Source organism: Thioclava sp. SK-1 (genome assembly GCF_001705665.1).
Taxonomy (GTDB): domain Bacteria; phylum Pseudomonadota; class Alphaproteobacteria; order Rhodobacterales; family Rhodobacteraceae; genus Thioclava.
Window position 1 is genome coordinate 1 of sequence record NZ_MDHA01000036.1, and the last position, 13,357, is coordinate 13,357.

Here is a 13,357-nt window from a genome sequence, read left to right on the forward strand (position 1 = left end):
AAAGACCGCAGTGCGGCCGATCTCCAGAACCCGCTGGCGGCAACCGGCTTGAAAAACTATTTTTCGCAAACTCTCCTGAGGCGGTTGCTTGAAGTTTTTCGCAAATTTTTGGCCGTCAGCACGGCGGATCGGCACATTTCACCGGCTTTCGACCGGAGAAAGCGCCGAATTTCTCGAATCAATATTACAGGCGCGCGTGTCAGTAAAAGCCTCACCCGCGCCTCCTCCTGTAAAGGAGCTTGTAGTCCTTCCAAAATCAAGAAAATTGCTTCAGATGCGCCAATTGACAGTTCATATGCTCTATGTCTGACTGCTTTATAATTTTGAGGACTGGGTAGCGCAAAATGTCATTTGATACGGTTGAGGAACACACGCGCGGCCAAGTCGCGTTGGAGCTTAATGTCGCGCAGAAGGTGAATTTTGCATCCTCCCAGAATGGCGTTTCAGTGCTGAAGAACGTCGTTTTGCAGAACCTGACAGATGTGCCGCTGGAGAAGCTTACCCTCGAGCTGTCCTGCAGCCCCGGATTGATCCGCCCGAAAATCTGGACGGTGGACCGGTTGATGCCCGGCCAAAATCAGCAGTTGCCCGACCTTGAAACGCCGCTTGATATACAGATCCTTGGGGGGCTCAACGAGGCAGAATGGGGGGAGCTACAATTTGTCATCAAGCAGGATGGGGCAGAACTGCTCGACGAGCGCCATCCGATCGAGATGCTGGCGCGTGACGAATGGGGCGGTGTCAGCGATATGGCACATCTGCTGGCAGCCTTCGTTTCTCCGAACGACGCCGTCGTCGCAGCTGTCTTGAAAGACGCCGGCCGGCTGCTGGAAAGTGTCGGGCAGAGTGGCGCCATGAATGGTTATCAATCTGGCGATCCATCACGATCATGGATGCTGGCGGGTGCGATCTGGTCGGCGGTCACGGGTATGGGGCTGACTTATGCGGTGCCGCCTGCAAGTTTCGAACTGAACGGCCAGAAAATCCGCGATCCCGGACGGATCAAATCCGAGGGTCTGGCGACTTGCCTCGACACTGCCCTCCTACTGGCGGGCTGTTTCGAGGCAGCGGGCCTGAATCCGGTTGTTCTTTTCTCCGAAGGCCACGCCTGGACCGGTGTCTGGCTGACCGAGCGCGACTTCGGGAGCATCAGCGAGCCTGATGTGATGACAGTCCGCAAAGCCATCGAGGCGCGTGAATTCGTGGTTATGGAAACCACCTTGCTGACGCATCGGCCCAGCATTGGATTCGAGCAAGCAGTTGATACGGCTCGAGATCTTGTCTCGGAACGCAATGAGCATAAATTTGTCATGGCGATCGATATCCGGCGGGCGCGGGCCGCGCGCATCCGCCCGCTTGCCAGCCATCGTTCTGCACCGGAGGCCGAAGCCGCGGAGGTCGTTGCAAGTCCGGCGGCTTTGCCACGACCGCTTGATCTGGGGCTCCTGCCGGGCGAACTGATCGAGGAGGAAGCATCGACCCCTGCGGACCGGATCTCGCGCTGGCAACGTAAGCTGCTGGATCTGTCCTTGCGTAACCGCTTGTTGAACTTCAAAGACGGCAAGCAGACGCTTCCCTTACTCTGTCCGGATGTCTCGGCGCTCGAGGATCAGCTGGCAGAGGGCAGGAAATTCCGTGCGCTTGCGCTCAAGGATGAGGATCCGGTCGGCTCGCGCGACCTTCTGGCAAAAGACGAGCCCAAGCTCCTTGAAGGAGTGGCGAAGGACGCGTTTGCCAAGGGCCAGATTGCGGTGCCACTGACGGGCAAGGAAAGCGAGCGTCGGCTTCTTGAACTCCACCGCCGTGCCAAGAGCGACCTGCAGGAGGGCGGTACGAACACGCTGTTCCTTGCGGCAGGCTTCTTGCGCTGGAAAAAAACCGAAGGGGATACCCGCAGCTATCGGGCGCCGCTCCTTCTGGTGCCGGTGAAAATCTCTCGCAAGTCTGCCCGGTCGGAATTCGTGATCGAGCATCACGAAGATGACGTGCGCTTCAACACCACGCTGCTGGAATTTCTCAAGCGGGACTTCGACCTCAAGGTGCCCGAACTGGAGGGCGACCTGCCGCGCGACGAGAGTGGTTTCGACCTGCCGCGCATCTTCGAGATCATGCGCCGCAAGGTTCGCGATGTTGCGGGGTTCGAGGTGGTCGAGGATCTGGCACTCTCGACCTTCTCTTTTGCAAAGTTCCTGATGTGGAAGGATCTGGTCGAGCGCACGGACGGCCTGCGTGAAAGCGCCTTGGTTAAGCACCTCGTCGACAACCCGACCGAGCCTTTCCTTGCCGAAGGGGCGCCTGGGTTACCGGTCGCGGTTGATGTGGACCGCAGGCTTGCGCCCCGTGACCTGTTCACGCCGCTCCCTGCGGATTCCTCACAGCTTGCAGCGGTTCTTGCCGCGCAGGAGGGGCATGATTTTGTCCTGATCGGTCCGCCGGGAACGGGCAAGAGCCAGACGATTGCCAATATCATTTCTCAATGCCTTGCTATGCAGAAAACCGTTCTCTTCGTGGCGGAGAAATCGGCCGCGCTGGATGTGGTGCAGCGGCGTCTTGCTTCGCACGGGCTGGGAGATGCGGTGCTGGAGTTGCACTCCAGTAAGGCCGACCGGAAATCGGTATTGGCGCAACTGGGCCGCAGCTGGGCGCGGGCGACCAGTGCTTCTGAGGCCGAGTGGATCAGGGTGACAGATGACCTGACGGTCACCCGCGAACAGCTGAACGCCTATGTCGCGGCCTTGCATGCAAAAGGTACGCAAGGCTTCAGCGTTTTTCAGGCAATCGGAAAAGCCGCTGGTCCGGCACAACTGTTCAGCCTGTCCTTCGCAAATAAGGATGCGCATGACGCTCAGAGCTACATGCATTTGCGAAAGCTGGCCGAGGCGCTTGGCCGCTGCCATGGCATCATCGCAGGCCGTGCGCCGTTGCCGCTGATCGAGGCGGCGGAGTGGTCTTTCGGCTGGCAGGCCGATCTTCTGGATCGTAGCGCGAAACTGAGCGTCGCGACCCAAGAGCTGGCCGAGGCGGCAAAGGCGCTTGCGCATCAAGCGGGGCTGGCGTGGACAGCTACGGGCGATACGTCAGAGCTTCAACCGCTTGTGCTTCTGTCGTCGATCCCCGAAAGCGATGGGGATGTGAGCTGGTCGCTCAAGCGCGATGTCAGCGAGTTACAGGCTCAGTCAGAGGCGCTTACGCAGAGCCTTGCCGGTTACAGGGCCGCCGCCGCGCGGACGTCTGGTCGGTATCCGATGGATCGGCTGGACAGTATCCCGCTGGATCAGCTTGATGCCAACTGGCGGCTCGCGCAGACTAAAATGTGGCCGTTCTCGATCTTTGCCAAGTCTTCGCTTCGCAAGCTATTGCAGACCTATGCCGAGAGCGGCAGTGCCGATCCGCAGTCCGATATCGTCGCTTTGGCCGATGCCAAACGCATGAGGGCCGAGGTTGAAGCCACGCCACTCAATGGGTGTCCTGTGGTCAAAGGCGTGCAAACAGATACCGCACAGCTGAACGCGTGGGTGTCTCAAGCGCGCGCGCTGCACGCAGCCATTGCCCAAGTCACGCCTATGGTCACCGATCCCGTTCGTTGGGATCTGGCCTGCCAGAGCCTTGCGAAAGAAAGCGGCGGCCTGAGAGACGCGATCACGCTCTTCCGGCACAAGTATGATGCGTGGAAGGAAACGGCCGATGCCTTCGCACGGATCTCGCAGGTATCGCCTGCCGGCATGGTGCTGTCAGAGCTGCTGAGAGCCTTGCAGGTCATTCAGGACAACAAGGAGAATCTGCAAGACTGGACCCGTTGGGTCGAAATACGGGCGCAGGCGACGGGCGCGGGGCTTGAGGCGCTGGTTCTGGCTGTGGAAGAGGGGCTGATCGAGGACGACATTGAGGCGGCCTTCACCTCTGCCTATGCAGCCTGGTGGTTGCCGCAGGCCATGGATGCGCAGGCCGAGCTTCGCGGGTTCTCTCATTGGTCGCATGAGGATGCGATCAAGCGTTTCAGAGAGCTGGATGATCGGGCGACCTCCATGGCGGCGGCTCAGGTTCTCTCCCGCATCCAGCACGGGCTGCCTGCGCAAGACACCGTCGCGCGCCGCTCGGAACTTGGCACATTACGCCATCAGCTGGGGCTACAGCGGCCCAGCATGCCGATCCGAGAGCTGATCTCGGAAATGCCCGATGCCTTTACCAAGTTGGCGCCTTGCGTGCTGATGTCGCCGCTTTCCGTGGCGCAATATCTGCCTGCGGGACAGGCCGCCTTCGATGTGGTGATTTTCGATGAAGCCTCCCAGATCACCACTTGGGACGCGATCGGTGCGATTGCACGGGGCAAGCAGGCGATCATTGTCGGAGACCCGAAACAGTTGCCGCCCACGAATTTCTTCGGACGCAGCGATGCCGGAGAGGAGGATCTGCCGGAAACAGAGCGCGATCTGGCCTCCATTCTGGACGAGGTTGCAGCAGCAGGGATTCCGACGCAGCAGCTTGACTGGCACTATCGCAGCCGGGACGAGGCGCTGATCGCCTTTTCCAACTGGCATTATTATGGCGGTCGACTGGTGACATTTCCCTCTCCGGCTACGGTGTCGGAAGCAGTACAGTTGCATCAGGTCGATGGTGTCTACGGGCGGGGCATGGGGCGGACCAATGAGGCCGAAGCCCGCGCTATCGTCCGCATGACGGTGCGCCGTCTCAACGAATGGCTGACTTGGCCGGAAGAAGAGAGGCTGACGCTCGGGGTCATCACCTTCAATGCCGAGCAACAGGGCCTGATCCTTGATCTTCTCGACGAGGAGCGCCGCAAGAACCCCGATCTGGAATGGTTCTTCGAGGATGCGCGCGAAGAGCCGGTTATCGTGAAGAACCTCGAGAACATCCAAGGCGACGAGCGTGATGTCATGCTGTTCTCCATCACCTTCGGCCCCGATCATGCGGGTAAGCTCTCGATGGCTTTCGGTGCGCTCAACGGCGATGGCGGCGAAAAGCGTCTGAACGTTGCCGTCACGCGCGCCCGAGCCGAGCTGCATGTCTTCGCCTCGATCCGTGCTGACCAGATCGACCTGACCCGAACGAAAGCCATTGGTGTGAAACATCTCAAAGGCTTCCTCGATTTCGCAGCCCGCGGTCCGGTGGCACTTCCGGCGCAGGACGATGGTTCACTGGGGCCGGTCGAGAATGTTTTCGAAGCCGCGATTAAAGCGGCGATTGAGGCCAAGGGATGGGAGTTACGACCGCAGATCGGCGTCTCGGGCTTCCGGATTGACCTTGGCGTTGTGCATCCCGATCACGCCGGCGTCTATCTTGCGGGGATCGAATGCGATGGCGCGACCTATCACGGCTCGGCAACAGCGCGAGACCGTGACAAGGTACGGCAGGCTGTGCTGGAGAACCTTGGTTGGATGATCTTCCGGATTTGGTCGACCGACTGGTTCCGCAACCCTGCCGCTGTGGCCGAGCGCATTCATATCGCACTGACCGCCCATCTCGAGGCGGATCGCGCCAAGCGTGCGGAGGACGAGGCCGAACGTGAAGCCACGCTTGCGGAAACGATGGAGGAAGAAGACACTGGCGTTGGTACTGACGAGAGTGACGAAATGGTCTCCGCCGAAACGTCGAAACCGCAGGATATCATGCCATCCTCCACGCCCGTCCGCCAGACGCGACAATTCGCCAGCAGCGCGCAGGCAGATATCGCGAAGCCCGATGAGGTGAAAGAAATCACTGCCGATCCCGACAGGTTTTACGATGCAGATTACATTCCCGTCCTCGAAAAGCTGATCGCGGAAATTGTCGAGCAGGAGGGACCTATGCCAATCGCCTTGCTCGGCAAACGTGTTTCAGGGCTACATGGCTGGCAACGGACGGGACGGCGGATCTCCGAGCAAGTGTCCAAGGCGCTTGGCCATGTCGAAATATATCGCGAAGAGGGCGTTGACTTCCTTTGGGCATCCGGAACAAAGGCCGACAGGCTCGGATTCCGCGCGGGGACCGATCGTTCCATCCGGGATATTTCCCGTGCCGAGATCGCCGAGCTCTATGAACGCCACGCATCTGAGTTGAGCCGAAGCGAAGATCCGGTGCTCGATCTCGCCCGCTACGCGGGAATCGCTAGACTGTCGGCGGATGCGCGTTCGTATCTTCTGACATGCTTGGAGTGGCAGAGGGCAACAAAGCTTTAAGGCTCCTGAGCAGATGAATGTTCGTGAGATGCTTTGCTCTTCTACGTCCATGAGACCTGCATCTTCCCAAGACATATTGCATTCTCCGTATCATCGTTGCTACGCCGTCCAATATGGAGCACCAAAATTCGCAAACTGAACGGAACAGATATTGGCAGGGTTTGCATCGACGTTTGCCCTCCAACGGCGTCACAAGCGCTTGGCCAACGGAGGATGCCTGTCGAGCCCGGCTTGCCGAGATAAGATGGCCTGACGGTGTCCAATGTCCACGTTGTTCAAGTGCGAATATAGGTGTCCTCGAGAAGCGGCAGACCTTTTATTGCAACGCCTGCCGGCATCATTTCACGGTGCAATCTGGAAGCCTTTTTCATCACAGCCGTGTCGCGTTGCAGTTATGGTTCTCGGCAGCGGAGATCATCATTCAAGACCATGTAAGCGGTTGGCACTCAGCCGGCCCAACCGGTCATGATTTGAAAGACAAGCTCGGAATTTCCTATGTAGCCGCGCATAGGCTCAAGCGTAAGATCATTGCGGAATTACTACTGCCGCATGGCGGTATCATCGGGGAGTGCATCTTAATGCCCGATGACAGCGGTGACTGGCTTGACGACCAAGACCTTGATGAACTGGACCAGTTCTTAAACAGCATGCGATGAACGCGGCGGCGCAATGTCCTTAGATAGGCTTCTGTCACTCCGACCCATACGCGCGATCGCGTGTTGAGTTATCGATACAGGTTCTCCCCATTTGCACGCCCTACGGGGCTAGGCGGTGTCGCAGACGCTTGCTAGTGTAGTCTTCAGATAAGGAGGACCGGCGGCCGACAGACAGGGACAAGGCGGCTCAGACAGAGTTTGCGAAAAAACGATGTACAGTTCGCACTTCTGAAAAATCCTTAAAAAACAAATATTTGATTGACCGTACTGCGGAAATATGTGATTTCGCCGACCCTGAAATCATGTCCGCGTTTCAACTCGGAGGAAAGGGCCGGAACGACAAGACACATCGAATAAAAAACGCGCGCCATTTCGGGCGCGCGCTATAAGTTGGGGCGGGTCCGCCCTTGGATATATGCCGAACATAAATGCCAAAGAGCATGACGGCAACTTTGGACCTCGCCCTTCGTTACGAAATATTTCTGCTCGGCTCTGCCGGCGCGGACCGATGGAGACATGCCTGTTGCCTGACGATCATATTGCCCTTCATCCGGCAAATCTCTTCAAACAGCCGGATGGGCCAGTTTCTGGCGCATTTGATGACACCTACCTGCATTCGCGTGCCACGCGGCCGATCACCCGAAAATCGCCGTTCCATTTTGTCACACAGCTGACCTTCATCAATCATGCGGGCAAGTCCCAGGCGCTGGGATGTGCGAGCCTTCTCGAACATAACGTCGCACTTTGCTGCATCTACCTGCCAGAATTTCACGACATGGAAGAGCAATTGAGCCGGATCATGGTTCGGACAGCGGGCGTGCGCGCTACACCCTATTGGTTCGATTTCAGGCTGACCCTGACATCAGGCAAGCGCATTGCCATCGCGGTGAAACCCGAACGGGAGAGCTCGACCTACGCATTCCGTCAGAAAATGGAAGCAATCAGCAATATTGCCGTTCCTGAAATTGCCGACCATGTCCATGTCATCAGCGAGCGTAATATTGATCCGGTCCGACTGGCGCGAGCAAAACTGTTTCATGCTGCGCGCTTTCCGGAACCTCAGCTTGATATGTATGTCCGGTCAGAGCTTGTCGGGCTTGAACGCCCGCAATCTATCAAGGCATTTCTGGCAAAGACCTCGCTTGGTGGTCAGGGATGGTGGAGCGTGGTGCGTGCGATCCGTGCAGGCGTGATCAACGTGACGGCCTATGAAGCCATCACGGAACGGTCGGTCATTAGCTTGCCCGGAGATATGTGATGGCTGTTTCGCTCAAACTTCGCCATTACCTTCTTGAGGTGGATTGTACGTTCCGCATCGGGCCGCGTCAGGGTAAGGTCATCGAGACCCGCCCCGAGGGCTATTTGGTCGTCTGGGACGAATGGCATGACGCCGAAGGCATCGTCAGGGAGCGTTCGCATCAACTCCTGCGACATGATCAGGTCGAAGCAGACAACCGGTATGGACAGTTGGCCGTTCTCTCCCGGCCTCGCGCTCTGAACGCTTCTAGCGATGATATCAAGCGGCACATCCGCACGCATGAAGAATTCGAGCGTATGCTGGTGCGGAAATCCTGCGCCATCGCTGCGGAACAGCTGATTGCCGAAAATCGGATGGGCACGCGCCGTAAAGATTTCGAAGATGGTGCGGAACTGATCATTGCACGGGCCAGAACCGTCCATGCCAGTCTGGTGGAAAACATGGGTCGGCCGACGCGGCGCTCAGGAGACCGCCAGATCTATGGGGCAGATTCCATTCGACGCCCCTATAATTTCATCCTGTCTATTCAAGGCAATCCCGCGCGAAAGGGCAAGTCGCTTTATGACTGGCTGAAGGCATTCAAGACTTCCGGCGAGAGGGGACTTTTTGACGCCTACCGCCGTTGCGGCGGCAAATCCGGCCACGCCGAAGAGCTCGCAGATTTTGTGACAGGCGTCCTCGACGCCCTGCTGGATATGGAACGCCCAACGCTCAGCTCGCTGCATGACAGCGTCTTGGCCGCGATTCAGGCAGAAAATGCACGGCGGCATGGTGCTGAGGTTCCCCTGCCTTCCTTATCAAACCGAGTCAGTAAGGCATATGTTAAGGCGCAAGCCGAAAGGCTCGGGTACGCGGCCTGTGCCATCAGGTCTCGCGGCTTCGATGCTGCACATCGCGATATGCATGCGCTCGGTATCGGGGTGACGACTTATCGCGCTCTGGAGCGCGTCGAAATCGATGAATACAAGATCGATCTGACACTCCTGATGCGTTTGACGGGGATCTTCAAACTTCTAGCTCCGCATGAAATCAAGGCGCTTGGTTTGGACGGTTCTGCAAAGCGGGTCAAAATCTCTGCCGCGATTGACGTCCATACCCGCTGTCTGCTTGCGCTCCAGATCGTGCCTGCCGATACGACGGATACGCTGCGCCAGACCTTGGAGATGGTTTACACGGACAAGATGCCGCTATCTGATGCTGCGGGTTGTCGCTACGAGTGGAGACAACATGGCGCACCAGAAGAGGTCGTTCTAGATCGCGGCGGCCCGTACATCTCGGACGAAGCCTATCATATTCTCGCATCTCTTGGCATTAGCAATATTGGCGTGCCAGCGGGAAAGCCATGGTTGAAGCCCTTTATCGAGCGGGTGTTCAGGTCCATGCACAACCTGTTTCTACAACGATTTTCTGGCCGCAATTTCGAGAATACGACAAAGCGCGGCGAGAATGACCCTGAGGCTCGGGCTACGCTGACGCTTGAAGAGTTCCTGAGCTGGCTCGTGTACTGGACAGTAGATGGCTACCATAACCGCCGTCACGACGGGTTGGGGATGACGCCGCTTCAGGCCTGGGAAGAAGCGACCGAGTTCCAGAAAATTCGTAAGATAAGCAACAAAGAAATGCGCCTCGCATTCGGTACTCGCATCCAGCGAGAGCTTGGCCGCCATGGGCTCACCGTGATGCATGTGGATTATCAAACCAAGGGTCTGGCGTCCAGTTTCCTGCATGCAGGGCACCGGAAATATGACATCTGCTATTGGGGCGGCGATGTCGGCGCAATTGAGATCCGCGCCGATAACGGTGAATGGGTCACCGCGACTGCAGCAGATGGACGCTGGATCGGGAAAGACGAGTTCGAGCTACGCGACTGGTTACAACAGCGTCGCTATAAAGATCCCGAAGCAGAAGAAGCCCGCCTTTGGCAGATCCATCATACCAATGAACGTTCCAAGGGGCTGAAACTCGCGAAGGGACTTTTCGCGCGTCCGCGCACGGCGCAAGGTATTGAACTGACCGAGGCCCATTTCGCCGATCACATGGACACGGCCGAACGGCGTTATCTTGCGGGGGCCTATCGGGATCTGCTCGAGGATGAGGTGATGCCTGCCGCATCCGCTCAGGAGTTGCCACAGACATCATCGCAATCAGATGTAACGACGTTTCCACAGGATGATGACCTGATGGAGTAAAGCCCGACTAACTCGCAACCCACCATCGAGCTACCGCAACCCCGCTTCAGGGGCCGGATACTTATGTTCAAAGAAAGCATACACATGACTCCCGCGACCAACTCGACGCTGAACGCCGACGCGACAACACCCGAAAAAATCAATTGGCTCGGGCACCGCTATTTCCTCCTCAACCGCGACGCCGAACTGAAGGAGAAGCTCTCGCGCCTCTTTGCCAGTGACGCCGACGGGCATCTCACCGCCGTCCCTAAGAAGGACCCGCTGACTGGGGAAACCCGCGGCCTGATGGTGATTGGGGTCTCCGGGGCCGGAAAATCTGCCTTGCTGAAGCGGACTCTGCGCAAGCTTGATACCTTCAAGCTGGCCGAGCGCGACACTGCGGGCAACACGCTGTATGTCACGGTGCCGCCCGAAGCGACGATCAAAAGTCTGGGCTTACGGATTGCGAAGGACCTTGGCTACATCGACATCAATCCGCGTGCAAATGCGGATGAAGTCTGGGGTGTCGCTTCCCATAAAATGGGTAAGATGGGCATTACCCTGCTGGTGATTGACGAGACGCACCACCTGCTGCGTAAAGGGTCGGGGCGCGATGTCGAAGGCGCCATCCAGAGGCTCAAAAGCCTCCTCCAGGGCGATTGGCCCTTGGCCGTCATTATCGCGGGTGTCGGTAAGCTGCGCGATGGGGTGATGACGGACCCGGAAACGGACAGAAGGTTCCCTAAGTTTCAGCTGAGCCGCATAGCGCAGGGAAGCAGTGATGCTAACGCCTTTGCGCGCAGCTTTCAGCTTTGTGCAGAAAATGTCGGCCTAACGCTTGCCGAAACCACGCTCCCGGAACGCGTGCTGTTCGCTGAGGAGGGACAACCCGGTCGCGCCATCAACCTTGCAAAGTTGATCCTCGTGGCGTGCCTCGAAGCAGGTCACAGCCATGTTTCCCTGCAGGATGCCTATCGTGTATTTTCCGCTGAATACGGTGAAATGCCAATCAGTCCCTTCGCAAATGCTGAATGGGGCACGTTGCGTGCCTCTCTCATCGAAAGCGGATGGACCCGCTGATGCGCCTGCAGCCCTATATCCCGCTCCATCCGGACGAAACCGCGCTGTCCTTTGCTGGGCGTCTCGCCATGGCCCATACTGGTCAGTTCCTCACGCGGCTGCTCGCGGACATGAGGATCAACACTGAACATTTCGTTCTCGGGCGTCCTGACGCAATTTCGGCTTTTGCCGAGATTGCCGGAGTGGGGAAAGACGAGCTCTTGAACGCAACCATGCGCGGTATCTTGGGCGGCGTCGAGTTCAGGGGCGAGCGCTTTCACGGGGCCTTCCTGTCCCGTGCAGCGGATAAGTTCTGCCCCTATTGCCTTGCAGAAGATGGTGATCGCCAAGATTGGCGTCAGCGGTTGCTCTGGTGTTTCGCGTCGGTCCATCAATGTCCGCGTCACAGAATCCGGCTTGAGCGACTGGTTGCACCAGCGCGGACCTTACAAGAAGGCCTGTCATACCTTACCTTGCCCTATGATGAGGCTGCCACAAAATTCCTACCGCGCTATCTTTCGTGGCTGCAATCGCGCCTCGATCGCGGTTCTGCCGCAGATACGCCTTGGTTGGCATCCCAGAGCATACAGCAAATATTGGGCGCCGGCCTGATGCTGGGAACTGCTTTGACCCATGCCTTGACGGTGCGGGCCAAAACCTTGACTGCAGAGGAACAAGAGGCGGCCCTCGATCATGGATTTAATATCTACTCTCAAGGCGCCGAGCGCGTGATTTCCGCTTTGGATTCCATTCGCGCTGCTTCCAAGGCTCATGCTGTTCAGGCGGGGCCACTCGCTTACTACGGTCGCCTCTTCGAGTGGCTCGATCGGCAATGTAATGACCGCGATCCCGGTCCCATCCGCGATCTGCTGCGCGATCACATTATCAAACATGACGTGATAGACGTTGGCCAGGTCGTTCTCGGTCAAGAAGTGACGGAACGCCGCTTTCACAGCGTCCAGAGCCTCTCTGACGCTCTCCGGATTGAAAGACGACGTATGTCCCGCCTGCTTCAGAAATTGGGAAAGGTGCCGGTAGGAGCGTCGGATGCAGAGGCTGGGTTGCTGCGTTTTGAGGCCAACGAAATCACTACTCTTCTGACGGATTTCGAAACGGCCATTCCAATGGTTGAGGTCGCGGATTACATAGGGGCATCATTGTTTCAGATGCAGACGCTATACGCGGCAGAAATGATTGAGCCTTTCGTCCCCCGCAAAGCCCGCGGCGACGTGCGCCAAGTCGTCTTCGCACGGCGTTCTCTTGACGCATTTCTCGCAAGGCTTTCGGAACTGCCACTGGCAGAGAGCGAACATAGTCGCGACCTTCATCCGATCAGTTATGTTTGCCAACGAGGCGCGGGTACCACGATTGAAGTCTTGAGCGCGATCTTAGATGGGAAGCTGCCTGCATTTCGCAAAACCGGGGAACATGGGCTCGCGGCGGTGGTTTTGTCGCCATCCGAAGCACTTGCTTGTCGGACGGTGTGATCAGCGCGAAGTCTCCTCCCTGAATGCTTTGATTGACGGCCCGCCTTGCGGGCCTTTTTTCATGCGCGCGTCGGACAAATGATGAGTATTCTGGGAAAAACTTACCCTGTCTATGGGAAAAACTCAGCTTGGCGATTTAAATGGGTATTTTTATGCTATTGAATATGCTAAGTAATTCGAGGCGAATTAGGGATTTGGGAAAAACTCAAAGTAGTTCTACAAACGTTGTAAAACTAACCTGAGTTTTTCCCAACGCAGGCTAAGTTTTTCCAGAGATCTATATATAGGGCGCCCACTGGGCGCCTTTTCTATATGTTGATTTCCCTTCGCTGTCGGCTAGGCTAAGCCGATCTCTTAGACCCAAGGGCGTATTTCATGGCCGGCAAATCCCTCAATAAAGCCAATCTAACCGCGCTCGGGGCCGAGGTGCTGGCCGATCTACTCCTTGAGGCGGTGAAGGGGGATGCCGCGCGGCAGCGGCGGGTGCGGATGGCACTGGCGGCCGATGATGGGCCCGAGACGGTCGCGGCCGATATCCGCAAGCGTTTTGCTG

8 protein-coding genes and 1 pseudogene are annotated in these 13,357 nt (G+C 57.6%); all 9 read left to right on the top strand.

Going from position 1 to position 13,357, the window contains the following annotated elements; all coding sequences use genetic code 11:
- A partial coding sequence (locus tag BFP70_RS21000; protein WP_176715525.1) for a hypothetical protein occupies nt 1–321 on the top strand: 321 nt, incomplete at its 5' end.
- Between the two features lie 68 nt (nt 322–389).
- Complete coding sequence (locus BFP70_RS08610; RefSeq protein WP_255356648.1) at nt 390–6,176, top strand: DUF3320 domain-containing protein; 5,787 nt, start codon at nt 390–392, stop codon at nt 6,174–6,176.
- A gap of 113 nt (nt 6,177–6,289) precedes the next feature.
- A pseudogene (locus BFP70_RS21570) lies at nt 6,290–6,505 on the top strand (transposase); the annotation flags it as partial.
- Nucleotides 6,506–6,646: 141 nt separating this feature from the next.
- Nucleotides 6,647–6,832, top strand: coding sequence for a hypothetical protein (locus tag BFP70_RS21375; RefSeq protein WP_255356649.1), 186 nt, complete (start codon nt 6,647–6,649; stop codon nt 6,830–6,832).
- Between the two features lie 523 nt (nt 6,833–7,355).
- Complete coding sequence (locus BFP70_RS08620; RefSeq protein WP_141693142.1) at nt 7,356–8,090, top strand: hypothetical protein; 735 nt, start codon at nt 7,356–7,358, stop codon at nt 8,088–8,090.
- A complete protein-coding gene (locus BFP70_RS08625) occupies nt 8,090–10,279 on the top strand; it encodes a DDE-type integrase/transposase/recombinase (RefSeq protein WP_066010980.1) in 2,190 nt (729 codons plus the stop codon). The genes BFP70_RS08620 and BFP70_RS08625 overlap by 1 nt, the downstream gene beginning before the upstream one ends.
- Nucleotides 10,280–10,342: 63 nt before the next feature.
- The gene (locus tag BFP70_RS08630; RefSeq protein WP_066010981.1) at nt 10,343–11,338 is read left to right on the top strand and encodes a TniB family NTP-binding protein; all 996 of its coding nucleotides are present in this window, start codon (nt 10,343–10,345) and stop codon (nt 11,336–11,338) included.
- Nucleotides 11,326–12,804, top strand: a complete 1,479-nt coding sequence (locus tag BFP70_RS20320) for a TniQ family protein (protein WP_176715527.1) — start codon at nt 11,326–11,328, stop codon at nt 12,802–12,804. Before BFP70_RS08630 ends, BFP70_RS20320 begins: the two co-directional genes overlap by 13 nt.
- 375 nt (nt 12,805–13,179) lie before the next feature.
- A partial coding sequence (locus tag BFP70_RS21575) for a DUF6880 family protein (protein ID WP_369820195.1) occupies nt 13,180–13,357 on the top strand: 178 nt, incomplete at its 3' end.